Source organism: Streptacidiphilus jiangxiensis (assembly GCF_900109465.1).
Lineage (GTDB): Bacteria > Actinomycetota > Actinomycetes > Streptomycetales > Streptomycetaceae > Streptacidiphilus > Streptacidiphilus jiangxiensis.
Map to the genome: position 1 here is coordinate 74855 of NZ_FOAZ01000021.1, position 24554 is coordinate 99408.

27 protein-coding genes are annotated in these 24554 nt (G+C 72.8%); 19 read left to right on the forward strand and 8 right to left on the reverse strand.

The window, feature by feature from the left end:
* Window positions 1-40 precede the first annotated feature (40 nt).
* The 3 genes from BMY61_RS32815 (at window position 41) to BMY61_RS32825 (ending at window position 3489) form a co-directional block, all read left to right on the forward strand.
* Window positions 41-1135, forward strand: a complete 1095-nt coding sequence (locus BMY61_RS32815; protein ID WP_042450849.1) for a DUF4037 domain-containing protein — start codon at window positions 41-43, stop codon at window positions 1133-1135.
* Window positions 1136-1227: 92 nt separating this feature from the next.
* Entirely contained in the window at window positions 1228-2364 is a 1137-nt protein-coding gene (locus BMY61_RS32820) for an Rv3169 family protein (RefSeq protein WP_174514514.1), read from the forward strand.
* A gap of 18 nt (window positions 2365-2382) precedes the next feature.
* On the forward strand, window positions 2383-3489 hold the full coding sequence (locus BMY61_RS32825) for a phosphotransferase family protein (RefSeq protein ID WP_042450847.1): 1107 nt from the start codon (window positions 2383-2385) through the stop codon (window positions 3487-3489).
* 20 nt (window positions 3490-3509) lie between these two features.
* Here BMY61_RS32825 and BMY61_RS32830 read toward each other — a convergent pair whose 3' ends face one another.
* A complete protein-coding gene (locus BMY61_RS32830; RefSeq protein WP_042450845.1) occupies window positions 3510-3893 on the reverse strand; it encodes a hypothetical protein in 384 nt (127 codons plus the stop codon).
* A gap of 153 nt (window positions 3894-4046) precedes the next feature.
* On the opposite strand from BMY61_RS32830, the gene BMY61_RS32835 reads away from it, so the two are divergent.
* The 7 genes from BMY61_RS32835 (at window position 4047) to BMY61_RS32865 (ending at window position 11165) form a co-directional block, all read left to right on the forward strand.
* The gene (locus BMY61_RS32835) at window positions 4047-4490 is read left to right on the forward strand and encodes an Lrp/AsnC family transcriptional regulator (protein WP_042450843.1); all 444 of its coding nucleotides are present in this window, start codon (window positions 4047-4049) and stop codon (window positions 4488-4490) included.
* Between the two features lie 54 nt (window positions 4491-4544).
* Window positions 4545-6185, forward strand: coding sequence for an amidohydrolase (locus BMY61_RS32840; RefSeq protein WP_042450841.1), 1641 nt, complete (start codon window positions 4545-4547; stop codon window positions 6183-6185).
* Window positions 6186-6209: 24 nt separating this feature from the next.
* Complete coding sequence (locus BMY61_RS32845) at window positions 6210-6671, forward strand: SLATT domain-containing protein (protein ID WP_042450838.1); 462 nt, start codon at window positions 6210-6212, stop codon at window positions 6669-6671.
* An 87-nt stretch (window positions 6672-6758) separates the two neighbouring features.
* The gene (locus tag BMY61_RS32850; RefSeq protein WP_042450975.1) at window positions 6759-7316 is read left to right on the forward strand and encodes a SigE family RNA polymerase sigma factor; all 558 of its coding nucleotides are present in this window, start codon (window positions 6759-6761) and stop codon (window positions 7314-7316) included.
* A complete protein-coding gene (locus tag BMY61_RS46660) occupies window positions 7313-8377 on the forward strand; it encodes a hypothetical protein (RefSeq protein ID WP_075004159.1) in 1065 nt (354 codons plus the stop codon). The genes BMY61_RS32850 and BMY61_RS46660 overlap by 4 nt, the downstream gene beginning before the upstream one ends.
* A gap of 514 nt (window positions 8378-8891) precedes the next feature.
* Complete coding sequence (gene lnt, locus BMY61_RS32860) at window positions 8892-10592, forward strand: apolipoprotein N-acyltransferase (protein ID WP_052438906.1); 1701 nt, start codon at window positions 8892-8894, stop codon at window positions 10590-10592.
* 36 nt (window positions 10593-10628) lie between these two features.
* On the forward strand, window positions 10629-11165 hold the full coding sequence (locus BMY61_RS32865; RefSeq protein WP_042450829.1) for an FxsA family protein: 537 nt from the start codon (window positions 10629-10631) through the stop codon (window positions 11163-11165).
* A 166-nt stretch (window positions 11166-11331) separates the two neighbouring features.
* Here BMY61_RS32865 and BMY61_RS32870 read toward each other — a convergent pair whose 3' ends face one another.
* From BMY61_RS32870 to BMY61_RS32880, 3 genes are all read right to left on the reverse strand, one after another.
* Window positions 11332-11703 (reverse strand): RNA polymerase-binding protein RbpA, encoded by a 372-nt coding sequence (locus tag BMY61_RS32870; RefSeq protein WP_042450827.1) that lies wholly within the window; start codon window positions 11701-11703, stop codon window positions 11332-11334.
* A 223-nt stretch (window positions 11704-11926) separates the two neighbouring features.
* The gene (locus BMY61_RS32875) at window positions 11927-13291 is read right to left on the reverse strand and encodes an MFS transporter (protein WP_042450825.1); all 1365 of its coding nucleotides are present in this window, start codon (window positions 13289-13291) and stop codon (window positions 11927-11929) included.
* Window positions 13288-14112: a glycerophosphodiester phosphodiesterase family protein gene (locus tag BMY61_RS32880; protein ID WP_042450823.1), complete on the reverse strand. Its 825-nt coding sequence runs from the start codon at window positions 14110-14112 to the stop codon at window positions 13288-13290. Before BMY61_RS32880 ends, BMY61_RS32875 begins: the two co-directional genes overlap by 4 nt.
* Before the next feature lie 290 nt (window positions 14113-14402).
* Here BMY61_RS32880 and BMY61_RS32885 point away from each other — a divergent pair, with 290 nt between their 5' ends.
* From BMY61_RS32885 to BMY61_RS32900, 4 genes are all read left to right on the forward strand, one after another.
* Window positions 14403-15476 carry a hypothetical protein gene (locus BMY61_RS32885; protein ID WP_143094643.1) on the forward strand — a complete coding sequence of 358 codons (1074 nt, stop codon included), beginning with the start codon at window positions 14403-14405 and terminating at the stop codon, window positions 15474-15476.
* Window positions 15477-15541: 65 nt separating this feature from the next.
* Window positions 15542-16150: a hypothetical protein gene (locus BMY61_RS45495; protein ID WP_143094644.1), complete on the forward strand. Its 609-nt coding sequence runs from the start codon at window positions 15542-15544 to the stop codon at window positions 16148-16150.
* A 27-nt stretch (window positions 16151-16177) separates the two neighbouring features.
* Window positions 16178-16555, forward strand: a complete 378-nt coding sequence (locus tag BMY61_RS32895; RefSeq protein ID WP_174514513.1) for a roadblock/LC7 domain-containing protein — start codon at window positions 16178-16180, stop codon at window positions 16553-16555.
* Window positions 16556-16594: 39 nt separating this feature from the next.
* Window positions 16595-17020, forward strand: a complete 426-nt coding sequence (locus BMY61_RS32900) for a hypothetical protein (protein WP_042450969.1) — start codon at window positions 16595-16597, stop codon at window positions 17018-17020.
* Between the two features lie 4 nt (window positions 17021-17024).
* On the opposite strand, the gene BMY61_RS32905 is transcribed toward BMY61_RS32900, so the two are convergent.
* From BMY61_RS32905 to BMY61_RS32920, 4 genes are all read right to left on the reverse strand, one after another.
* Window positions 17025-17219, reverse strand: a complete 195-nt coding sequence (locus BMY61_RS32905; RefSeq protein ID WP_042450817.1) for a hypothetical protein — start codon at window positions 17217-17219, stop codon at window positions 17025-17027.
* An 85-nt stretch (window positions 17220-17304) separates the two neighbouring features.
* The gene (locus BMY61_RS32910) at window positions 17305-18846 is read right to left on the reverse strand and encodes an amino acid permease (RefSeq protein ID WP_042450815.1); all 1542 of its coding nucleotides are present in this window, start codon (window positions 18844-18846) and stop codon (window positions 17305-17307) included.
* A gap of 172 nt (window positions 18847-19018) precedes the next feature.
* A complete protein-coding gene (locus BMY61_RS32915) occupies window positions 19019-20698 on the reverse strand; it encodes a hypothetical protein (RefSeq protein WP_063773292.1) in 1680 nt (559 codons plus the stop codon).
* A 34-nt stretch (window positions 20699-20732) separates the two neighbouring features.
* Entirely contained in the window at window positions 20733-20927 is a 195-nt protein-coding gene (locus BMY61_RS32920; protein WP_037606139.1) for a hypothetical protein, read from the reverse strand.
* A 300-nt stretch (window positions 20928-21227) separates the two neighbouring features.
* Between BMY61_RS32920 and BMY61_RS32925 the strand changes: the two genes are divergently transcribed.
* From BMY61_RS32925 to BMY61_RS32945, 5 genes are all read left to right on the forward strand, one after another.
* Complete coding sequence (locus BMY61_RS32925) at window positions 21228-21719, forward strand: DUF3291 domain-containing protein (protein WP_042450813.1); 492 nt, start codon at window positions 21228-21230, stop codon at window positions 21717-21719.
* Window positions 21712-22089: an ankyrin repeat domain-containing protein gene (locus tag BMY61_RS32930; RefSeq protein ID WP_042450811.1), complete on the forward strand. Its 378-nt coding sequence runs from the start codon at window positions 21712-21714 to the stop codon at window positions 22087-22089. The genes BMY61_RS32925 and BMY61_RS32930 overlap by 8 nt, the downstream gene beginning before the upstream one ends.
* Before the next feature lie 273 nt (window positions 22090-22362).
* A complete protein-coding gene (locus BMY61_RS32935; protein ID WP_042450967.1) occupies window positions 22363-22791 on the forward strand; it encodes a GNAT family N-acetyltransferase in 429 nt (142 codons plus the stop codon).
* A gap of 160 nt (window positions 22792-22951) precedes the next feature.
* The gene (locus tag BMY61_RS32940) at window positions 22952-23527 is read left to right on the forward strand and encodes a DoxX family protein (RefSeq protein WP_075004161.1); all 576 of its coding nucleotides are present in this window, start codon (window positions 22952-22954) and stop codon (window positions 23525-23527) included.
* A gap of 541 nt (window positions 23528-24068) precedes the next feature.
* Window positions 24069-24530, forward strand: coding sequence for a DUF4442 domain-containing protein (locus BMY61_RS32945; RefSeq protein WP_042450805.1), 462 nt, complete (start codon window positions 24069-24071; stop codon window positions 24528-24530).
* Window positions 24531-24554 lie beyond the last annotated feature (24 nt).

The following is a 24554-nucleotide window of genomic DNA, read 5'->3' on the forward strand; positions in this document are numbered from 1 at the left end:
ACCGGTGGCCGGTCGCTGCCGGGTGGGTCATGGTTTCCGGGTGACGAGGTCCGACACCGCATTCGTCCCCGGACGCGCCCTGGCCCGCCTCCTGTACGAGGAGGCGGTGCGGCCGATCCTGGCGGAGGAACATCCGGGGATGCCGCACGCCGCCGCGCTGCTCGGCGCGGGCTCCGAGGTCCTGGGGTTCGACACGGCGCGGTCGACCGACCACGACTGGGGCCCGCGCCTGCTGCTCTTCCTCACCCCGCAGGACGTGACCGCGCACGGTGCCCGCCTCCACCGCGTCCTGGCCGAGCGCCTGCCCAAGCACGTGCGCGGATGGCCCACGCACTTCCGGCAGGTCGACGAACGGGTGGGCCACCTGGAGCCCACCGACGGCCCGGTCGAGCACCGCGTGCTCGTGCTGGATCCGGGCTCCTGGTCGACCGGGCACCTCGGTTTCGACGCCACCTCGGCCGAGCCCACGGTCCGTGACTGGCTGGCGGTGCCGCAGCAGCGCCTCGCGGAGATCACCGAGGGAGAGGTGTTCCACGACGGCCTGAGCACGCTCACCACCGTCCGCGCGCGACTGGCCTGGTACCCGGACCAGGTGTGGCGGTACCTCGTGGCCTGCCAGTGGCAGCGGATCTCCCAGGAGGAGGCCTTCGTGGGACGCTGCGCGGAGGCCGGGGACGACCTGGGGTCGGCGGTCGTCGCCGGGCGCCTGGTACGCGACCTCATGCGGCTGTCCCTGCTGCTGGAACGCCGGTACGCCCCCTACGGAAAATGGCTGGGCAGCGCCTTCGGGCAGCTGGCGGTGGCCGAGGCGCTGACGCCGTCGCTCCGGGGAGCCCTGGCGGCCACGGAGTACCACCGCCGGGAGAAGCACCTGTGCGACGCGTACTCGACCGTGGCCACACTGCACAACGAGACCGGTCTGACGAGCCCGCCGGCGACCACCTGCCGCCCGTACCACGGCCGCCCGTACCAGGTCCTCTTCGCCGAGCGGTTCGCGAACGCCACGGCGGAGACGGTGACGGACCCGCAACTGCGCACCCTGCCGCGGATCGGGAACGTCGACCAGTGGGCCGACAGCACGGACCTCCTGGGCGCGCAGGAGCTGGGACGGGCCGTCGTCGACGCCCTTCCCTGACCGCCCGGCGGAGAAGAACCCGAAACCCGGGTCTGGCCCCCTTCAACGGATCTGACGTACCGTCAGGCAAATGATCCGGCAAGGAGGTCCCTGTGACGTTCCGCCCCGTCCCGCTGGACGAGTACCCCGTCCACCAGGCGCCGCTGTCCATGCGGCACGTCGCCACCGGTGACCGCAACGCGTACGACCGGTGCATCTTCCACGTCTTCGACCACGCGGGCCGCGCGCTGCTGATCGCCGGGCTCGGCGTCTACCCCAACACCGGCGTGATCGACGCCTACGTGACGCTGAAGGTGGGCGACACCCTGCACGCCGTGCGGGCCTCCGACGCACTGGGCGAGGACCGGACGACACTCGCCGTCGGGCCGATCCGGATCGAGGTGGTCGAGCCGCTGCGCACCCTGCGTCTGGTCTGCGAGGGCGGCGAGGACGGGGAGTTGGCGTGCGACATCACCTGGCACGCGGAGTTCCCCGCCGTCTGGGAGCCGCACCACCTCGGCTACAGCGGGGACCGGCTGACCCTGGAGGGCCGGCGGTTCGTGCAGGCCGGGGGAGCGAGCGGCTGGATCCGGGCGGGCGGGGAGGAGTTCACGCTCACCCCGCAGGAGTGGACCGCGACGCGCGACCGCAGTTGGGGTGTGCGGCCGATCCCGGGCGAGCAGCCGGGACGCGCCGCGGAGGAGCACCGCACCGAGGGGTTCCACTGGGTCTGGTGCCCGATCCGGTTCCGGGACCGCTTCGTCATGGTGATCCTCCAGGAGGACGCCGACGGTTACCGCTCCCTCAGCGAGGCCGTCCTCGTCCACGCCGCCGGAACCCGCCGCGACGAGGCCCGCCCCGATGAACAGCTCGGCTGGCCCTACGTCGACATCGCCTACACCCCCGGCACCCGCGTGCCGACCGACGCCACCCTCCACCTGACCGACGCCGCACGGAAGCAGGTGGAGATCCGCGCCGAACTTCTCGGCGGCACGCCGCTCGCCGTCGGCGCCGGCTACCCGCCCGCGCAGGACTGGCAGCACGGCACCTGGCAGGGGCGCGGCTGGGTGGACCGCCGCCGCTACGACCTCACCGACCCCGCCGACCTCGGCCTCGCCGGGTACGGCGTCACCGACCACGCCGCCCGCTTCACCCTCGACGGCGAGGTGGGTCACGGCATCTTCGAGCACGGCAGCTTCGGACGCCACGACCCGTCCGGCTTCGCCGACTTCTCCTCCGTCGCCCAGTAGAAGCGGGAGCTCCGACCCATGGCCACGCCCGACGCGCCACGCCCCCGCACCACCACCCGCGACCCCGAGCTGCTGCGGGCCCGGCTCCGGACGTGGGTGTCCGGCTGGCGGCCCGGGGCGACCGTCACCGAGCTGAGCGCCCCTCAGTCCAACGGCATGTCCAGCGACACCGTCCTGTTCGACCTGCTCGCGCCGGACGGCGTGACGCAGCCGTGCGTGCTGCGGCTGGCCGCCGACCCCGACGCCTACACCGTGTTCCCCGCCTACGACATGGAGCGCCAGTACCGCTGCATGGAGTTGGTCGCCGCCCACACCAAGGCGCCCGTCCCGCGGCTGCTGCGGCTGGAGCCGGACCCGGGGCCGCTCGGCGCGCCCGGGTTCGTCATGGAGCGCGTCGACGGGCGGGTCCCGCCGGACCTGATGCCCTACACCTACAGCGGCAACTGGCTGCACGAGGCGAGCGGCGCCGAACGCGCGCAACTCCAGCGTGAGAGCGTCGAACTGCTCGCCGAGGTGCACCGCGCACCCGTCGCCGAGGCCGGCTTCCTGCGCTCGGGCGCGGCAGTCGGTGCGTCGCCGCTGCGGCGGCACGTCGACGAGGCGCGCGCGTACTACGCGTGGGTCGTCCAGGGCCGCGCCGCCTCACCCCTGATCGAGCGGGCCTTCGCGCGGCTGGAGCGGCTGTGGCCCGCCGACGAGGGCGAGACGGTGCTCAACTGGGGTGACGCGCGCATCGGCAACGTCATCTACCAGGGCTTCTCGCCCGCGGCCGTGCTCGACTGGGAGATGGCGGCGCTCGGCCCGCGCGAGCTCGACCTCGGCTGGTTCGTCTTCCTGCACCGCTTCTTCCAGGACCTGACCGTCGCCTTCGGCCAGGAGGGCCTGCCGGACTTCCTGGGCCGCGACGAGGTCGCGGCCCAGTACGCCGAGGCGAGCGGGCACACCCCGCACGATCTGGAGTTCTTCACCCTCTATGCGGCGCTGCGCCACGCGGTGGTGATGCTGCGGATCGGCTACCGGCAGGTCCACTTCGGCGAGGCCGAGCCCCCGGCCGACCCGGACGCGCTGATCCTGCACCGGGCGACGCTGGAGGCGATGGTCGAGGGACGCTACTGGCCGTCCTGAGGCTGGCGGCCGACGAGACCTCAGGCCGCTTGGCGGGCGAGCGGCGTGGGCCGGCCGACGTGCGAGAAGGGCTGGCGGCGCCAGTCGAGCTCGGCGGGCAGCGTCAGGAACTCCGCGAGCGTGGGCTCGTGGTCCGGCAGCGGCGTCTCCTCGTCGGCGTCGTCCAGCCAACGGCCGGAGCCCTGGCAGACGGTGGCGGAGAACGGGTGCCAGGCCGTGGTCACCACGGCGTGCTGCGGGAAGCGCTCCTCGTCGTCCAGAACGGCGATGGGACGGTGGCAGTCGGGGCAGCGGAACCGGGTGATCTCCCAGTTCTCGGCGTCGCCCGGGTCGATGCCCGGCGATCTGACCTCGACATCGGCCTCGTCGTTCCGGACAGCACTCAGCTGCTCGACAACAGTCATGTGAACTCCCCCTGGAGCAGGCACGCGAACCTGAAGTGGTCGCGACCATAGCGAGCACTTCCCAGCCGGGGCACCCGATAATCCTGGTGGTGCCACCGACATGATCAGGGGGCTGTGTCCTTGCTCACACGCCGGGTCGGATAGGTTGTCCAGGTGGAGGAACTAGACCGACAGATCGTGCAGCTCCTGGTCGCCGACGGGCGGATGAGCTACACGGACCTGGGCAAGGCCACCGGCCTGTCCACCTCGGCGGTGCACCAGCGGGTGCGGCGCCTGGAGCAGCGTGGTGTGATCCGCGGCTATGCCGCGATCGTCGACCCCGACGCTGTCAACCTGCCGTTGACGGCGTTCATCTCGGTCAAACCGTTCGACCCGAGTGCCCCGGACGACACCCCCGAGCGGCTCGCTGGGATCGACGAGATCGAGGCCTGCCACAGCGTGGCGGGTGACGAGAACTACATCCTGAAGATCCGTGTCGCCTCCCCGGGCGACCTGGAGGACCTGTTGGCCCGTATCCGCTCCGCCGCGGGCGTCTCGACCCGCACCACGGTCGTGCTGAGCACGCCCTACGAGGCCCGCCCGCCCCGGCTGAAATAGCCGGCCCGCAGGGCGTGTGCGGCGGTGTCGGCGGCGTCTCATAAGGTGGACCGCATGACCGCCGCCGCACCGCTCTCCGCCCTCGACGCCTCCGCCGCACGCACCGTCCTGCTGCGCGGCGGCGACGTCTACAGCCCCGCCGACCCCTTCGCCACCGCCCTGCTGATGCAGGACGGTGTCGTCGCCTGGGTCGGTGAGGAGGGCGCGGCCGAGAGCTACGCCCGGGACGCCGAGCTGGTCGTCGACCTCGCCGGCTCCCTGGTCACGCCGGCGTTCGTCGACGCCCACGTGCACGCCACCTCGACGGGCCTCGCGCTCACCGGGCTGGACCTGACGGCCTGCCCGAGTCTGGGAGAGGCCCTGGAGCGCATCCGCGCCTTCGTCCGGGCTTCCGGCGTCGCGCCCGGCGGCGTGCTGCTCGGCCACGGCTGGGACGAGACCAGGTGGCCCGAGCGCCGCGCGCCCGGCCTCGCCGAGCTGGACGAGGTGGCGGGCGGCACCGCGCTCTACCTCTCCCGCACCGACGTCCACTCCGCGCTGGCCTCCTCCGCGCTGCGCGCCCTCGCCGGGCCGGAGCTGCCCGCCGCGGCCGGATACCTGCCCGACGGCCCGCTCAGCCGGGCCGCACACCACGCCGTGCGCGGCGCCGCCCTCGGGCACCTGACGCAGCAGCAGCGCGAGGCCGCGCAGCGCGCCACCCTCGCCCACGCGGTCACCCTCGGCATCGGCGCCCTGCACGAGTGCGCCGGCCCGCAGATCTCCTCGGAGGCGGATCTCACGGGCCTGCTCGCGCTCGCCGCCGCCGGAGGCGGCCCGGAGGTCTTCGGTTACTGGGGCGAGCTCGGCGCGGTCGACACCGCCCGCCGCCTCGGCGCCGTCGGCGCCGGCGGGGACCTCTTCATCGACGGCGCGCTCGGCTCCCACACCGCCTGCCTGCACGCCCCCTACACCGACGCCGAGCACACCGGCGCCTCCTACATCGGCGCCGAGCAGATCGCCGAACACGTCCGCGCCTGCACCGAGGCGGGCCTCCAGGCGGGGTTCCACGCCATCGGCGACGGCGCGCTCGGGGCGCTCGTCGAGGGCGTGCGCGCCGTCGCGGCGGAACTCGGCCTGGAGCGCGTCCGCGCCCTGCGCCACCGTGTCGAGCACGCGGAGCTGCTGACGCCGGAGCAGATCGCCGCCCTCGCCGAGCTGGGCCTGACCGCCTCCGTGCAGCCCGCGTTCGACGCCTTCTGGGGCGGCGGGTCCGGCATGTACGTCGACCGCCTCGGCGCCGAGCGCGCCCGCACCATGAACCCCTACGCCGCGCTGCTGCGCGCGGGCGTCCCGCTCGCCTTCGGATCCGACGCCCCGGTCACCCCGCTCGACCCGTGGGGCACGGTCCGGGCGGCGGCCTTCCACCGCACCCCCGAGCACCGCATCTCCGCCCGCGCGGCCTTCACCGCCCACACCCGCGGCGGCTGGCGCGCCCTCGGCCGCGACGACGCCGGCACCCTCGTCCCCGGCGCCCCCGCCTCGCTGGCGGTGTGGGCGCCGACCGAGCTGGTCGTCCAGGCCCCCGACGAGATCATCCGCAACTGGTCCACGGACCCGCGCAGCGGCGTCCCCGGCCTGCCGGACCTGACGCCGGGGGGCGCGCTCCCGCAGTGCCTCGCGACGGTGGTGAACGGTACAACTGTGTACCTGCGTTGACGCGTCATTCATCAAGGGGGAGTGGTGACGGAGAGGTCCGGCACGGAGGAGAAGCAGCTCGACTTCGTCCTGGGGGAGGTCGACACCCGGCTGCGGGGGATCAAGCGGCACCTGCAGGGGGACCGCCGGAAGGCCTTCGGGCTGGAGATGGCCACGGTGTCGCTCTCCGCCTGTTCGACGGTGCTGCTGGGCGTGCGGGTCGGTGACCCGACACGGCAGGTGCTGCTGGACGTCGCGCTGGGCATCAGCGCGCTGATCACGGTGCTGGCGGCGTGGCAGGCCTTCTTCTCCCACCGCTCCCTGTGGATCCAGGCCAGCCGGACGGTGGCGCTCCTGGAGACCCTCAAGCGCGAGATCGAGTTCACCCGGGCGGGTGGGACGGGCGACGCCGGGACCTTCCTCACCCGGCTCGAGGTCATCCTCAAGGACCACCAGGAGGCCTGGACGAAGCTCCGTCAGCGAGGGGACGCCGCGCCGGAGGGGTAAGAGAGGCGCGCACCGCGTGCAACCTCCCGCCCGCCCGCGGCATCAGCTCTGCGACAGGGAACACACGGAGCGGAGCAGGGGGTGGAGATGACCGCAACCGGGTTCGGCCCATCATTGGCCGGACGACGGGACGAGGAGTTCGCCGAGTTCGTCAGCACCCGATCAGGATGGCTGCGCAAGGTCGCGTATCTGCTGACGGGTGACTGGCACCGGGCCGACGACCTGGCGCAGGCGACGGTGACCAAGCTGTACGTGCGGTGGCACCGGCTCGGCGGCGTCGAGAACGTGGACGGCTACGCCCGCCAGACCTTGGTCAACAGTTTCCTCGCGGAGCGGCGCTCGCCGTGGGCGCGTGTGCTGCTGGGCCGGGGCGAGAACGGCGGGGACGGGCCGCCGCCCGTCGTGCCACAGCCGGATCTGGACGCCGTCCTCGACCTGCGGCGTGCGCTGGCCGAGCTGCCGCCCCGGCAGCGGGCGACGGTCGTGCTGCGCTACTTCTGCGACCTGACCGTCGAGCAGACCGCCGAGACACTCGGCTGCACGCCGGGAACGGTCAAGAGCCAGACCGCACGCGGCCTGGACGCCCTGCGCCGGGTGTTGACCCCGGACTCGGAACCCACCGCGACAGGGGGTGGCACGTCATGAACGACTGGGACACGGACACCGCAGGACTGGAGGCACGGCTCGCCGAGGGGCTCCTCGCGCTGGCCGACGCCCCGGCCCCGTGCAGCGGCGTGGACGCCGCCCGCGCCCGCGCGCAGGGCCTGCGCGTGCTGCGCCGCCGCCGGATCGCCCTCGGAGCCACCGCCGCCGCCGTGGCCTCGGCGGTCGCCCTGGGCGGCGTCGCCCTGGCGGGGACGACCGGCTCGGCCCACGGAAAGGCCGACCAGCCCGCAGCGAGCGCCACCGCCAAGGCCTCCGGGCGGCACGATCCGCTCACCCAGGGCGTCGAGTTCGGCTGGCTTCCGGCGGGCATCCAGCAAGGGACGATCCAGGACACCGAGTGGGACGGGCAGGCCTTCACCGCGGCCGGCAGCGCGAGCACCCCCGGGGTCATGGCGAGCGTGCAGCTCAAGGGCCACGACTTCGTGGTGGACACGCCCAGCCCGATCCACCCGGCGATGCACGCCGTCCCCGGCCCGCTGGTCCACGGCAGGCCCTCGCACTGGATGGTCGACCAGGGCGGCCGCAGTTATCACGGGGGTGAGTACATCCTGCGGTGGTACCTGCCTGACGGTCGCGGTGCTCAGGTGCTGCTCGCGGGGGCGAAGCTGGGCGAGGCGACGGCGCGGGCGACAGCGCTCCGCGTGGCGGAGAACCTGCGCTTCCCCGCCGCTCCCGAGGGCACCCCGCTGCCGTACTACGTCACCGGCCTCCCAGCCGGTGAGCACCTCGTGTCGGTGTCGTTCGTCCAGCACACCGCGGGCCTCGGTCGCCCGTGGCAGGTGAGCGCCGCCTACACCACCCGCAACGCGGCGGACTGGCAGTCGACGGCGGGAGGCGAGATCGACTGGCAGATCGCCCCGCACGTGGCGGGGAAGCCGCTCATGGGTGGTGACCGCTGCGTGACCCGCGACGGGCTGGACCTCTGCGTCGAGGGCGGGGGCCCCGCCCTCGAGGCGGTCGGCGGCCTCGACGGGCTGCTCAACAAGATCACCGTGCTCGGCACCGACCCCGCCCACTGGACGACCGAGGTGAACCGCTGACCGCCCTGCGGCCACGCCGCGCTGCCGGTCCGACCGCCGACGAGGGGGGTGGTCGGTCCGGCATCGTGGCACAGGCGTGCCGTCCGCGCGCGGATACCGCCGAACGATGGGTTGGACCGGACCAGCAAGGGGCCCGGGCGCACCGCGTTGACCTGCGGTGTTAGCCCGTCTGCCCAGGTCGCGCGCCGGTTGACAGGGGCGCCGGGAGCGCGAGTAGGTTCGTCGTCGTCCACCGGACAGCAGACTCACGCCAAACCCGTGACCGCCGTTGGCCTCCGCCGCCAGGAGCCCGCGTAGACGGACCGGGGAGCGTGGGCCTCGGCACGGGGCACGGCAGCGTGCTCCGCGCCGACAGGTGTGGACCCCGGGCTCGGCCCGGACGCTCAGTAGACAACGGCTTCTGGTCGACCCGCAGCCAGCAGGTCCCGAGTCGGACCGAAGGGCGTCCGGGCCGTTTCCGCGCGTTGCGCGCCGCGGACCGGAGGCATCTCTCTCACCTGCACTTAACCGCAGGATGTACCGTCATCCCACAGCCCATGGACCCCACTGCTGCGGATTGGCGGCGAACGTGCCCTTGACCCTGGAATCGGAGGACCGTTCCAAGGACCTCGCGGAGGCCGGAGCGCGCCCCTCGCGCCTTCGCCGCATCGGTGCGCGCCTGTGGCGCGGCGCCCCGCGCAGTGCACTGGCCGCCCTCTGCGGGATCGCGCTCGCGCTGTCGTTCCCCTCGGCGGGCATCTGGCCGCTGTCGGTCCTCGCGGTCGCGGGGCTCAGTCTGCTCACCTACGGCCGCACCGCCCGTCAGGGCGCCTGGACGGGATTCGTCTTCGGCCTGGTCTTCATGCTCTGGCTGCTGCTCTGGATCGACGTGATCGGCTACGACGCCTGGGCGCTGCTCTCCGTCGCCGAGGCCGCGTTCCTGGCGTTGATGGGTGCGGGGCTCGCGGTCGTCTCGCGGGTGCGCTTCTGGCCGCTGTGGACGGCCTGCCTGTGGGTCGCCCAGGAGTGGGCGCGCGACCGGGTGCCGCTCGGCGGCTTCCCGTGGGGGCGGCTCGCCTTCGCCAACACCTCCTCGCCGTTCACGCCGCTCGCCGCGCTCGGCGGGGCGCCGTTGGTCAGCTTCGCGGTCGCGCTCAGCGGGGCGCTGCTGGCCGCGGTCGTCCTCGCGCTGCGGACCCGTGAGGGCCGCGCCCGGAGCACCCGGCTCGCCGCCGCGTGCGGCGTCGGCGCCGTCGCGGCCGGTCTGGTCGGCTACGCGATCCCGCTGCCGACGGCCGGCACCACCGCCGGGGGTCCGGCCTCCGCGCAGATCGCGGTGATCCAGGGCAACGTCCCGCACGCCGGCATGGACTTCCTCGGCCGCCCGATGCAGGTGCTGCAGAACCACGTGCAGGCCACGGTCGCGCTGATGGCCGAGGTCGAGGCGGGCAAGGCACCCCGCCCGCAGCTGGTGATCTGGCCGGAGAACTCCTCCGACGTCAACCCGTACACGACCCCCGAGGCCTACGGCGCGATCCAGGCGGCCGCGCAGCTGACGGGCGTGCCGATGCTGGTCGGCGCCCTCGTCGACGGCCCCGACGCGCAGCACGTGCTCAACGAGGGCATCGTCTGGGACCCGGTGAAGGGCCCCGGCGCGCACTACACCAAGCAGCACCCGGTGCCGTTCGGCGAGTACGTGCCGTTCCGGTCGATCCTGATGAAGTACATCACCCGCCTGCAGCGGGTCGCCCGGGACTTCTACCCCGGTGACAAGACCGGCATCCTGCAGGTCGGTCCGGCCAGGATCGGCGACGTGATCTGCTTCGAGGTCGCCTACGACGGCATCGTCCACGACGCGGTCGCCAAGGGCGGCCGAGTGATCGTCGTGCAGACCAACAACGCCACCTACGAGCACACCGACCAGCCCGACCAGCAGTTCGCCATGTCCAGGCTGCGCGCGATCGAGCACGGCCGCGCCGTGGTCATCGCCGCGACCAGTGGCATCAGCGCGGTGATCGCGCCGGACGGCTCGGTCGTGGCCCGCACCCGGCTGGCCACCCAGGCCGAGCTGGACGTCAAGGTCCCGCTGCGCGACGGCCTCACCCTCGCGGACCGGCTCGGCGCCGGTCCGGAGTGGGCGCTGTCGTTCGTCGGCCTCGGCGCGGTCGCCTTCGCGGTCTGGACGGGCAGTGCGGTGTGGACGCGCCGCCGGAAGCGTGCTGGAACACCCGCCTGACCTCGGGCGTTCTACGGTGGAAGCCTCTACCGACCCATGAAGGGCTCTGCCGTCGTGCGCGCGTCCCGACTCAAGCGTTTCCTGCCCCTGCTGGTGGTGGCCTACGTGCTGCTCGAGCTGTGGCTCGTGGTGGCCGTGGCCGATCTGATCGGCTGGCTGCTGGTGCTGTTGCTGCTGCTGGCCGGGTTCGTGGCCGGCGCGTCCGTGATCAAGCGCGCCGGGCTCAAGGCGTTCGCGGCGGCGCGGGCGGGCAACATGCCCGAGGGCGAGGCGCGGACCGCGGTGACGGTCGCCGGAGGCGTCCTGCTGATGGTTCCGGGCTTCCTCACCGACGTCCTGGGCCTGCTCTGCCTGCTCCCGCCCGTCGCCAAGCGCCTCCAGCGCGTCCCGATGGGGCTGCTGCGGCGCGGCCCGCTGGGGGATGCGGTCCGCCTCCAGGAGCAGGTCCGGATGCACCGGCCCGACGGCAAGGTCGTCCCGGGCGAGGTCATCCACGAGGACGGCACGCCGACGGACCGCTACGACTACTCCCGCCGCGACGACGCCCAGGGGCGCGGAGAACTGCGCGAGTAACCACCCGGGGCGGATGGTCCTCCGCGTTGAGGACCATCCGCACGCCGGTGGTTGCTCGCGCAGTTCCCCCGCCCCTGGATGGTGCAACGCATCCTGAGCGCACAGGAACGACGAGGCCCGGGCTCCCCTGGAGGGGGAGCCCGGGCCTCGTCGTCAAGGGCGGGCGCTAAGCGCTCTTGCGGTCCCGCGGGTGCACCGCGATGTTCATGCCGCCGGAGCGGAGAACCTCGAGACGCTCGGCGAGGACCTCTTCCAGCTCCTCGCGCGTGCGCCGTTCCATCAACATGTCCCAGTGGGTGCGGACCGGCTTGGTCTTCTTCTCCTCGGGCTCGTCACCGTCAAGCAGCAGGGCCTCACTGCCGCAGAACCTGCACTCCCAGATGTGCGGGATCTCGGCCTCAACCGAGAACGGCACCTCGAACCGGTGTCCGTTCTGGCATGCGTACTCGACGGTCTGGCGAGGCGCCAGATCGATACCGCGGTCGGTCTCGTAGCTGGTCGCCCCGAGTCGCGTGCCGCGGAGAGCTCGCTCACTCATGAATCGTGCCTCCCGGGCTCTTGGCCCACAAGCCTGGATGTCGCTGTCTTCGTCGTCGGTCCGTACAACGTGCGGCAACCGTCGAAGATTCCCGCCGTGGTCGCGTGACTTACGTCGCGCCGCCCAAGTTTGTACCCACCCGCGTCCGATTTGTCACATCTGGGGGCGATTATCACCCTCAGTGGAGGAATCGTGTCGCGCAGTCACGAAAGGCGCACATCACTCACGAGACATCCGGAACCGGATTGCCCACCGCCTCGATGGCCCGCCGCACCGGCACCCGCGACAACAGCAGAAAGCCGATCGCGAAGAAGACCAGCAGCGAGATGATCGCGATCCGGTAGCTGTGGGTCACCTGGAAGGCGAGACCGAAGACCAACGGCCCCATCCAGCTGGTGCCCCGGTCGCTGATCTTGTAGAGGCTGAAGTACTCCGCCTCGTGCCCGGCCGGGATCAGGTGCGAGAAGAGCGAGCGCGACAGCGCCTGGCTGCCGCCCAGCACCAGGCCGATCGCCGCCGCCAGCGTGTAGAACCAGATCGGCTGGTGCGCGGGCATGACGTAGCCGAAGGCGAGGGTGACCACCCAGGCCACCAGCGAGCCGAGGATGGTGCGCTTGGCGCCCCAGCGGCCGGCCATACGGCCGAGCAGCAGCGCGCCGCCGATGGCGACGATCTGGACCAGCAGCACGCCCGCGATCAGCGTGGTCTGGCTCATGCCGAGCTCCTCGCTGCCGTAGAGCGAGGCCTGCGAGATGACCGTCTGGATGCCGTCGTTGTAGCAGAGGAAGGCGATCAGGAAGAGCAGTGTCAGGGGGTACTGGCGCATCCCGCGCAGCGTCCCCACGAGCTCCTTCAGCGTCCCGCCCGCGTGCTCGTTCACGGGCTTGGCGACGGGCGCGAGGCCGGCGCGCTGCGGCAGGCGCAGCATCGGGAAGATGGTGAAGGTGGCCCACCACAGACCGGCCGAGGCCAGGCAGAGGCGGACGGCCGTGCCGCTCGTGAGGCCGAGCGAGCTGTGGCCGAGGAAGAGCGCGAGGTTGACCACCAGCAGCAGGCCGCCGCCCGCGTAGCCGAAGGCCCACCCCTTGGAGGAGACCGCGTCGCGCTCGTCCGGTGCGGCCAGGCCCGGCAGGAAGGCGTTGGCGAGCGCGGCCGAGACGGCGTAGCAGACGTTCGCGAGGACCAGCAGCGCGCCGCCGAGCAGGTACCGGTGGCCGCCGAGGAAGAACATCCCGATCGTGGCGGCCGCGCCGACGTACGCGAACGAGCCGAGCAGCGTCTTGTGGCGTCCGGTCCGGTCCGCCGTGGCGCCGGCCAGCAGCATGACCACGACCGAGATGATCACCGAGAACGAGACGGTGTAGGGGAAGAACGAGCCCGCGGGGACGGGAACGCCGAGCGGGTGGACGTTCCCCTGGGAGTCGGCGGCGCTCTTGGCGATGTCCGTGAGGTAGGGACCGAGGAAGACCGTCAGCACCGTCGCCGAGAAGGCGGCGTTGGCCCAGTCGTTGAGGTACCAGCCGAGCTGGGTCCGCTTGAGGTCGGTGGTCGACGACTCGGGCGTCGACGCCGGTGCAGAAGTGATCAAATCCAGGCTCCGCGCTCGGTCAGGACATCGCGCAGGGTGTCGATGCGATCCGTCATGATGCCATCAACGCCCAGATCCAGCAGTGACCTGATTCGCTCGGCCTCGTTCACCGTCCAGACGTGCACCTGGAGGCCCAGTGCGTGGGCGGTCTCGATGAACGCGCGGTCGACCAGGCGCGGCCCGGTGTCGCCGCCGCCGGTCAGCCGCTCGGGCACCTGCAGGCAGATCGCGTGGCGGCGTGCGGAACGAGCCAGCGGCAGGCGGCCGCCGGTCAGCGAGCGCAGCCGGACCGCCGCCACCGCGCGGGGGCCGGCGGAGGTGGCCAGGCGCGGCCCGGCGGCGGCGCGGACGGCGGCGAGCCGGGCCTCGGAGAAGGAGCCGGCGCAGACGCGGTCCCAGGCGTTGGTGCGCCGGACCGCGTCGACGAGCGGGCGGACGGCGGCAGGCGCCTTCACGTCGATGTTGAACCGGGCCTCGGGGAAGGCGTCGAGCAGCTCCTCCAAGGTCGGTATGGCCTCGCGTCCGGCGATCCGGGCCGCGGAGACGGTGCGCCAGGGCAGCTGGGCGATCGCACCGGTGCCGTCGGTCACCCGCTCCAGGCGTTCGTCGTGGAAGGCCACCAGGACGCCGTCGGCGGTGGTGTGGACGTCGGTCTCCAGATATCGGTAGCCGAGCCGGACCGCGCGCGCAAACGCGGCCATCGAGTTCTCCGGGCCGCCGAGGCTCCCGCCCCGGTGGGCGAACGCGAGCGGGCCGGGGTGGTCCAGGTACGGGTGGCGCACGGCCGGGCGGCCTGGAAGCAGGGCGGAATTGCTGGTCACGGGCAGCAGTATGCCGTTCCGTGCAGGTCGGGGGCGCCCGCCGGACGGCGGGGATGAGGGCACCGCGCAGGGGGTGGCGCGCAGTTACCACACTGCCACCAAAAGTCATCAATCGCTTGACGCGCCTCACCCGCCCGGATGAAATTGAGGCGCCGACCGGGGGTGGCATATTCCACGGTGAGCTCCCGTCATTTCCGGGTGTCTATTCGGCATGCCTTTCTGCGCACTCTGTCATAAGCATCCGACGGAATCTGATCGAAATTGATAGGTCGATGTCTGAGCGAGATCGAATGGCTTGCGCCCTGCCCGCGGCAGTGGTGGCGGAGCTGACCGCGCAGAGCCGCGCCGGCACCACCGGCACCCTGTCGGCCGTCGGCGACCCGGGCGGGCTGCTGCGGCTGGACGGCGGCCGGGTGACCGGCGCCGAGAGCCCCGGCGCGCCGGGCGTGGAGGCGCTGCTGCTGCGTTCGGGCCGGGTCCTGGAGGCGTCCTGGGTCGCCGCCTACCAGGCGGGCGCCTCCCACGGGCGGCTCGCCCTCGAGCTGGTGCGCCGCGGACTGGTGGGAGCGGCCGAGCTGGAGGCGGTCTGCCTGATGGCCCTGTTCGACGCGGCCTTCGCCATCGCGGCGGGCACCGTCGAGGAGTGCCGCTGGGCCCCCGCCGCACCGACGCCCGCGTCGGCCGACGCGCCCACCCCGGGCCCGACCGCCGACTGGCCGCCGGAGCGCTCGGGCTCCGCCGGCCGGGGTGGGCGGGAACCATGGACCTGGGAGGTGGCCCGGGTCGACGTCGCGGAGCTGTGCGGCGAGACCGAGCGGCGCCTGGTCGCGCTCGCCGAGCTGCCCACCCCGGTCCGTCCGGGCCGGGACCGGCTCTCGACCGCGCCGGCCGGGGCACCATCCGGGTCGACTGCGCCCGGGTCGACGGCGCCCGGGGCGGGGTCGCACGGCGCGGGGGCCACATCCTGGAGCGGCACGGGGGCGTGGGGCGGTAGTGGCCTGCGCGCCGCGAGCGGCCTGCGCCGGGACGTGCTCGGGCTCGCGGACGGGCGGCGCACCGCGCGCGACATCGCCTTCACGCTCGGCCGCGGCGTCTACCCCGTCACCGTCGAGGCGTCCCGGCTGCTCGCCGACGGCCTGCTGCGGATCGGTGGGCCGAGCCAGGAGGGCGGCGAGGTGCGCGCCCTGCTGGCGCCCCGCCACGCGGCGCCGCCCGCCGTTCCGGCGACGGGCGCGTCGTCCGGCGGGGCGCACGCCTCGGCCGGATCCGGCCCGGACGCCGCACGCTCCGGTGCCCCGGCCGGTGGCCCGTTCGCCGGGCCCGTCCAGCTGCCCCGGCGGCCGAGCAGGGCGAGCGGCTCATGACGGGCGGCGGGGCCTGGCCGGAGACGACGCGCGAGGAGGCTGCGCCGGGCGCACTGGAGAGCGCCATGCGCATCCCCGGCGCCGTCGCGGCGGCCTTCGGGGACCTGGGCAGCGGGCGGGTCCTCGGTACGACGTCGCGCCCGGCGCAGACCGGAGGGGTTCCGGTACCGCTCGGGAAAGTGGCGCTGGGAATCGCGATGGGCGCCATCGCGGATTTCGCGGGAACCACGTCGATCGACAGTACAGCGGAAGGCGGAGAAGCTGAACAGGCCGTCGAAGAGGTCATTATCACGGGCCGCCGCTATTTCTGCCTCTGGCAGGCGGCGCGTATGCGATCCGGGGACTGGCACGCGTTCATCCAGATTTCCCTGGACCGGACGAAAGCCAATCTCGCGATGGCCCGACTGGATCTCCGCGCAGTCGCGGAATGCCTGCCCGGTGCCGTCGAGTACCACCGCCGTTTCGACCTCGACGCGGACGGACCGAGCGGCGGACGCCACGCGCGGCCCGCTCCCGCACCGGAGCCGGAGCCGCCGCCGCTGGAGGACGGGGAGGACCTGCCACGTCGCGACCCCGGCCGGCAGATCCCCGGCGCGGTACCGCCCGCACCCGCCGCGGCCGTCTCGGAGTCGATACTCCGTCAGATTCTTTGGGGACTCAAGCGGTACCGGTAGCCGGTGCCTGGGGGAGGGAGAGAGTGGATGAGCCAGGAGGCGCTCGTCGCCGAGATCCGCGGGCTGCGCGAGCGGCTGCCGGGGATCACCGACGCGGCCGTCGCCGCAGTCGACGGCCTGCTGGTCGCGGCGGACACGGCGGCGGAGGTGGACCCGGAGTCGCTGGCCGCGTTGGCCGCCGCGAGTCTGGGCCTGGCCCGCCGCACCGCCACGGTCTCCGGCCGCGGTCCGCTGCGCCGGACCGTCACCTACTGCGCCGGCGGCTATGCCGTCATCTACGCCGTGGGCGACACCGCCCTGCTCACGGTCCTCGGTGACGAGGGACTGGACCTCGGGCGGCTGCACCTGGAGACCGGCGCGTTGATCGAGCGCCTGAACGACCTGCTGTGCGGGCGCGCGACGTGAGCACTGCATTTCATTGAGAAGGCCGACATGGGGAAGATCATGAACAACGCATCAGCGAGTATGTCCGACCGCATCACCGAACTCGTCAAGCATCTGCGCAACGACGTGCCCGACTGCCTTGCCGCGGGCGTGATCGACCTGTCCACCGGCATGCTGCTGACCGTGGAGACCGTCGACACCCACCCGCCGGAGGTCCTCGACCTGCTGGCCGCAGCGACCTTCGAGCTCTTCCAGGGCCGCAACGTGGTGATGATCGAGAACATCTTCAAGGAGCGCCGCGGGGTCTCCTCCGACCGGCACTACTTCCAGGAGGTCCTGGTCAACAGCGACAACCTGACCCACCTCTTCATCCGGATGGAGGGCCAGGACGAGATGGTGTCCGTCGTGGTCTGCCGCCGTACCGTCAACGTCGGCATGCTCTTCGCGCAGACCCGTCGGGTCATCAAGGAGCACGGCCCGATGTGAGGGTCTACTCCGTGAGCGTCAGCCCCCGCGCATGCAGGGCCAGCCTGAGCAGGCGCAGCGCGCGGGGGCCGACGCCGGGAAGCTGCCGCAGCTCGGACTCGGACCGGCCGTCGAGGTCGCCGAGGCGGCGGTAGCCGGCCGCCTGCAGCGCGCGACGCGCGGAGTCGGCGAGCCCGGTCGGCAGGTCGTCGGTCGTCATGGCGGGAGGACCTCCGTCGGGAGCGGGCAAGGGAACCACGAGCGTTCTCTACCCGCTCCCACCGGACGTCACAAGCCGACGCGGTTCACATGCCGCCGAGTTCGCGCTCCACGGCAGCCAACTCCTCGACCGTTCCCTGCACCTTGGGCCCGGTGAACCAGTGCCGGGCCGACAGCGCCCACCACCCGCCGGCGAAGCCGAGCACCACCAGCACCGCGATGGGCGCGTAGTTGAAGCTGGCCCAGGTGACCGGACTGGTCGTCGGGAGCATGAACAGCAGCGTGATGACGGCCACCCACGCCACGGCGGCGACACCGACCGGACGGCTCCAGCGCCCGAGATGCCAGGGCCCGCGCACGAACGAGCCGCCGAGGCGGACCCGCAGGAAGGTCGGGATCACGTAGGCGATGTAGAGGCCGATGACCGCGATCGAGGTGACGGCGGTGTAGGCGGTCACGTTCCACAGATACGGCAGCCCGAGCACGAACGCGCCGACCGCCGCCAGCCAGACCCCGTTGGTGGGCGTCTTCGTCCGCGGGTTGATGCGGTGCCACAGCGCCGAGCCGGGGATCGCGCCGTCTCGCGAGAAGGCGTAGATCATGCGGGAGTTGGCCGTGACCGAGCTCATCCCGCAGAACAGCTGGGCGCCGATCACCACCAGGAGCAGCAGCTTGCCGCCGGTCAGGCCGACGGCGTCCATGAAGATCTGCGCAGGCGGCTCGTTGGTGTTCGTGGCGAGCTCGCCCTTGTAGTTCTGGATGGCGAAGGTGATGCCGATCAGCAGCACCCAACCCGCCACCAGCGAGACCAGGATGGACATCACGATGCCCTTGGGCCCCGAACGTGCCGCGTCCTTGGTCTCCTCGGTCATGTGCGCCGAGGCGTCGTAGCCGGTGAAGGTGTACTGGGCCAGCAGCAGGCCGAGCGCGGCGACGTAGAGCGAGCTGCTCCAGCCGGTGCCGTTGACGAAGTGCCCGAAGACGAAGCGCGCGGACTGGTGCTTGCTCGGGACGATCGCGAGCGCGCCCACGATCACCACCACGCCGATGATGTGCCACCAGACGCTGACGTTGTTCAGCAGCGCCACCAGCTTGACGCCGAAGGTGTTCAGCGCGCCGTGGACGAGCAGGATCACCCCGAAGGTGATCACGGTGTTGCCGGGTGTGGCCCTGTACCAACCCTGGAGGGCCGCCAGGGCGGTGATGAACTGCGCCGCGCCGAAGTCGATGCCGGCGGTCACCGCGACCTGGCCCAGGAAGTTGAACCAGCCGGTGAACCAGCTGTACACGGGCCCGTTGTTCGGCGACAGCTTCGCCGCCCAGTAGTACAGCCCGCCCGCGGTCGGGTAGCTGGAGCAGACCTCGGCCATGGCGAGACCGACGAGCAGCGTCATCAGGCCGACGATCGGCCAACCCCACACCAGGACGGCGGGTCCGCCGGTGGTCATGCCCGTGCCGTAGAGGGTCAGGCAGCCGGAGAGGATCGAGATGATGGTGAAGGAGACCGCGAAATTGGAGAACCCGGACATGGTCCGGTCCAACTCCTGGGCGTAGCCCAGTTCGTGGAGGCGTTGCTCGTCAGTGGGGGCGTCCGCGTGGGACAGCGCGGAGGGTTCGGTGGACGACATGCGCACCTCTGGCGTGTGGGGTGCGGACCGCTCAATGGTATGAAGGCAGTCCATTGGCGCCCTATTCAGCACCCCGCCCCACGGCGGCGTCAAGAGGGGTTTCCGAAACAGCGCTCCGCCCCGCCGGATCCGAGGCGGGGCGGAGCAGAGGTGATGGAGCGTCAGTTCCGGTTCAGAGGAACCTCGGTGCCTCGGTGGGCAGCGGTGGCACCTGCGGCATCGGCGGCAGCTCGACCGAGGGAAGATCCAGTGGCGGATGGTCGATCGCCGACAGGTCGGCCGACAGGGACGTCTCCGCGAGCGACGGGGCCTGGACCGGCGGGGCCGGAACCGGGGGCACCTGCACCGGGGTGAGGTCGGCCGTCGACTCGGTGCGGGTGTCCGCGTGGGGGAGCAGGGCGATCACCGCGTCGCGCTGGTCGATCGGCGCCTCGTCGTCCAGCGGGTCCGGCGTGGCCGGGACCTGGAGGCGGACGGGGGCCGCGTTGTTGAGCCGTGCATAGCCGCGGCCCGGCGGGGTGTGGCTGGAGGGGGTGATGTCCAGCGGCGCGCCCAGCGCGTCCAGCGCCAGGTGCTGGCTCAGCGGACCGAGCACCACACGCGCCTTGCAGCCGCCCCGGACGGCCGGACGGATCCGCTCCAGCGCGTCGAGCCGGTCCACCACCACGACGGTGACGTGCGCGGTGCGGCCGTTCCGCAGCGGGACCTCCAGCAGCTCCTGCGGGTCCGGTCGGCCCTCCGCCTGGGCCAGCTCGCTCAGCTCCGAGGGGTGGTCCAGCAGGAGCCACAGTGGCCGGGTCGTGTCCGCGGGCGGCATGCCGCCGGTGCGCTTGGCCAGGTTGTGCGCGTCCAGGCGTCGCTGCGTCTCGGTCGCGGCCCACTCCAGCGCGGCGAGCGCGCCGTGCAGGCTGGTCTCCACCGTCAGCACGCCCGGGCGGCCCACGAGGCAGGCGTGCTCGCCCGTTCCGGCGCCGTCGACGACGACGATCTCGCCGTGCGGCAGCGCCTGCAGTGCGAGCGAGCGCAGCAGCGTCGAGGTGCCGAAGCCGGGGGTGCCCAGGGCCATCAGGTGCGGCTCGGCCGAGCGCGGCCCGGTCCGCCACAGCACCGGTGGCTGGTGGGTCTGCGCGCCGTCCTGGTGCACCGGGATCATGCGGTTGGTGCTGGTGGTGTCGGTGAAGCCGAGCACCAGCTCGCCGGCGGCGGTGACGAAGCGCTGGGCGGCGATGTCGCCCGGCAGCGGCGGCAGTGCCGTCACCTGGAGGCGGTTGACCTCCTCGTCCCAGGTGAACCGGTACTCGCGACTGCGCCCGACCTTGCCGTGGATCACCTGCTCGATCCGGGCGCGGGACTGCGGCTCGGTGTCGGTGAAGTAGGCCGGGTAGCGCAGCTCGAGCTGGACCAGCCGGCCCTCCTCGTCGAACTCCCAGCTGCTGAACGCGTCCTTGAAGTCCCCGCCGTGCGCGTAGAGCGGCTCCGGGTCGGACTCGTGGACCAGGTACGGCGTCAGCGCGGTGTAGATGGCGCCGAGTTTGAGGTTGCTGGTGTCGGGCGCGGGCGGCGGCGGGGCGACGCGTTCGCGTCCGGCCCAGGCGGCGCTGCCCATCAGGGCGAGCAGCGCCAGCAGTGGCCCGTAGGGCAGCAGGGCGACGGCGGCGACCACCGCGACGACGAGGAAGAGCGCGGGACCGCGCTTGTCCTTCGGCGTGGTCGCCCACCAGTTCTTCGTCCAGGCCGCGTGGGCGCGCAGGCCACGGCCGATGGTGATCAGCGGGCCGAACATGTCGGCGGCGTGATCCCCGGCCGTGCGGGCCAGGCTGCGGCCGCGGGCCAGGTGCTCGGTGAGGGTCATCAGGTGCTCCGGGGCAGGTGCGGGTGCGGTCGCGTCAGAACTTGATGCCGCCGAGCAGGCTGGCGAGGCTGGCGCCGCCCGCCTTGATGCTGGGCGCGATCGCGGTGCCCGCGAGGTAGAACCCGAAGAGGGCGCAGACCAGGGCGTGGGAGAGCTTGAGGCCGTCCTTGCGGAAGAAAAGGAACACGATGATTCCCAGCAGGACGACGCCGGAGACGGAGAGGATCACGAGGGGCTCCTCGGCTTAGGGACAGCGGGCTGGTGGGGTGGTGACGGTCTTGGTGCCTTCGGGCCTGGTGGGTCAGGCCGGCAGCACGGTCCGGTGTGACGCACGGTGAAGCTGTCGTCACGAAAAGTAATAAGTACTGGATAGCATGAGATCTGGTGATTCGCCGGGTCTGCACCTGCTTGCACGGGGATCGTGTCCCGTGTCGCCCGTCCGGCGGCGGCGGCGCGCGGGAGGTTCGCCCGGATGGCTGATCACCCGATTGGCAGGGGGTGCCGGGGGCGGCGCGGGTAGGGTGCCGGAATGACCGAGGAACTGACTGGCTGGCAGCTCGCCCAGGTCAACATCGCCAGAATGCGCGAGCCCCTCGACAGCCCGCTGATGGCGGACTTCGTCGCCGGGCTCGATCCCGTCAACGCCGCGGCCGAGTCCGCGGACGGCTTCGTCTGGCGGCTCACCGGGGAGGGGAACGACGCGACGTCGCTGCGGTTCATGGACGACCCGTGGCTGATCGTCAACATGTCCGTCTGGCGGGACGGCGAAGCGCTGTTCGAGTTCGTGTACAGCGAGGAGCACCGGCCGTTCCTGAAGCGGCGCCGGGAGTGGTTCGCGCGGATGCAGGAGGCCGTCACGGTGCTGTGGTGGGTTCCCGCAGGCCACGAGCCGACGGTGGCGGAGGCGGAGGCCCGACTGCGGGCCCTCCGGGAGGACGGGCCGACCCCGTACGCTTTCACCTTGGCCGACCGGTTCCCCCTTCCAGTTCCAGCGACGGAGAGCGCAGCAGAAGATGAGTGACCAGATCGACCCCGAGGTCGTCGAGCTCGCGGGCAAGGTCTTCGACCTGGCCCGGTCCGGCGACGCCACCACCCTGGCCGGTTACCTCGACGCCGGTGTCTCGGTGGAGCTGACCAACGAGAAGGGCGACAGCCTGCTGATGCTCGCCGCGTACCACGGCAACGCCGCCGCGGTCCGCGAGCTGCTCGGCCACGGCGCGGACGCCAACCGCATCAACGACCGCGGTCAGACCCCGCTGGCCGGAGCGGTCTTCAAGGGTGAGCGCGAGATCGTCTCGGCCCTCCTGGCCGCCGGCGCCGACCCCGACGCCGGGGCGCCCTCCGCGCGGGCGGCGGCGGAGATGTTCGGCAAGACCGACCTGCTGGTGTAGCACGACCACTTGCGGCGATGCCGCCGCTCGCGGCGGCGGGTCTCCACGCTGTCGGGCGCCGCCCGTGGGTGGCCGGCTGCTTCGTCGCAGCCGGCCTCCCGGGCCGCTTCCTGGGCCGTCGGTGGGCGGCGTCGAGGCAGCGCGTCGGGGGGTGGCGGGCGCTGCGTAGACTCGACCGCGCACGTGGCAGCCGCGTGGCGGAAGAGAACAGAGGGTGTGGGCGTGGAGCAGATACGAGTCGTCGGGTACGCACACCCGGACGCGCGACTGCTGATGGACGAGGTGCAGCAGGAGTACGTGGTGCGCTACGGCGACGGTGACGCGACCGTCCTGGACGCGGCCGAGTTCGAGCGGCCGAACGGCATCTTCGCCGTCCTCTACGACGTCGACGGGAGCACCCCGCTCGGCACGGGCGCGTGGCGCGCCCAGGAGTCCGGCGAGATCGGGCTCGCGGACGGCGACGCGGAGCTGAAGCGCATGTACACCCGTACCTCGGCGCGGGGCCGCGGCCTGGCCCGGCGCATGCTGCGCTACCTGGAGGACGACGCCCGCCGGGCGGGTCGCAGCCGCATGATCCTGGAGACCGGCGACCAGCAGCCGGAGGCACTCGCGCTGTACGCGTCCGAGGGCTACGAGCCGATCGTCAAGTTCGGCTTCTACCGCGAGTACGACTCGGCCATCTGCCTCGGCAAGGCGCTGTGAGGCCGTGAACCGGGGCGAGCCGCCCCGGGCGGCCTAACCGGAGCGGCGGCACGGCGTCCCCGACCGAAGACTGGGAGTGTCTGCGTTCCCACCGGACGCCGCGTCCTCGCGGCGTCCGGTGCAGCCTCCCTGGGGGCTGCGCCCACGAAAGGACGGCGCCATGGCCTGCCTGAACCGTAAGGACCTCGGACTGCTGGCCCTGCGCCTCGGCACCGGCGGCGTGCTGTTCGCGCACGGCGCGCAGAAGCTGTTCGGCTGGTTCGGCGGTGGCGGCCTCCAGAACACCGCGAAGGCCATGGAGTCGATGGGCTTCCGTCCCGGCGATCAGGCGGCGCTCGCCGCGGGTCTCGGCGAGGCGGGCGGCGGCGTGCTGCTCGCGCTCGGCGCGGCGACCCCGATGGCGGGCGCGGCGGCGGCCGGCGCGATGGCCGGCGCGGTCGCGGTGCACCGCCCCGGCGGCTTCTTCGCCATCAAGGGCGGCTACGAGTACCCGGCCTACCTCGGCTTCATGGCCGCGGGACTGGGCCTGTCCGGCCCCGGCCGCTACTCCTTCGACCACGCCACCCGCCACCGCCTGGACCGCCCGGCGATGGTCGTCCTCGCCTTCGCCGCGAGCGCCGCGGCGGCGGCCACGGTCGTCAACCGCCGCGAGGCGGCTGTCGCCGCCCAGGCGGACGCCGCGACGGAGGAGGCCGAAGCCGAAGCCGAGGCCCAAGGCCCCTCCGGCTCCGCCTGACCCGCCCCGCGCGCCCGCGCCCCACCCGCGTCGGTCCCGCTCGCCCTCCGTCCCTGCGACCGCCGCGTGCGGCCGCCTGCGCCGGGGCAGGCTCTGTGCAGCGCTCCGTGCGCCGGCGTCGGCCCGTTTGAGCTCGGTCCTGGCGACCGATGGGGGCCTCGGCCCCCAGGCTCGGCGGCCCTGCGGCCGGGCGGGGGCCGGGTGGGGTTCCGCGCGCCCGCGCCCCACCGCGTCGGTCCCGCTCGCCCTCCCTCTCGCTCTGTGCAGCGCTCCGTGCGCCGGCGTGGGCCCGTTTGCGCTCGGTCCTGGCGACCGCTGGGGGCCTCGGCCCCCTCGGAGGCCTGCGGCCGGGCGGGCGCCGGGTGGCGTTCCGCGCGCATTCGCTCCACCTGCGCCGGTCCCGCTCGCCCTCCGTCCCTGCGACCGCCGCGTGCCGGGGGCCTCGATGCTGCTGCCTCGGGGACGTCGGCTGGCCCGGTTGGGGCAGGGTCTGCCGGGGAGTGCGTTGGCAGGATTGCTACTCGTCGGTAATATCGGCCGCATGACCCAAGCCATGCCTTCGATCGCCGAGCTGCTGCCCGCCACCGTGCCGATGGTCCGCACGCTCAACCTCGCCTTCGACGAGTGCACCGCGACCCGCGCGGTGCTGCGGATGCCGGACCAGGCGCCGTTCCACAACCACGTCGGTGGGCCGCACGCCGGTGCGATGTTCACCCTGGCCGAGTCCGCCAGCGGCGCGATCGTCCTGGCCGCCTTCGGCGACCAGCTCTCGCGTGCCGTGCCGCTCGCCGTGGACGCGCGGATCGCCTACAAGAAGCTCGCCATGGGCGAGGTCACCGCCACCGCCGAGCTCGGGCGCCCCGCCGCCGAGGTCGTCGCCGAGCTGGACGCGGGCCAGCGGCCTGAGTTCCCGGTCGAGGTGACGATCCGTCGCGCCGACGGCGAGGTCACCGGCGAGATGACGATCACCTGGACGCTGAAGCCCAACCGCCCCGCCGCATAAGTGAGATGACCCCCGGCGCCGATC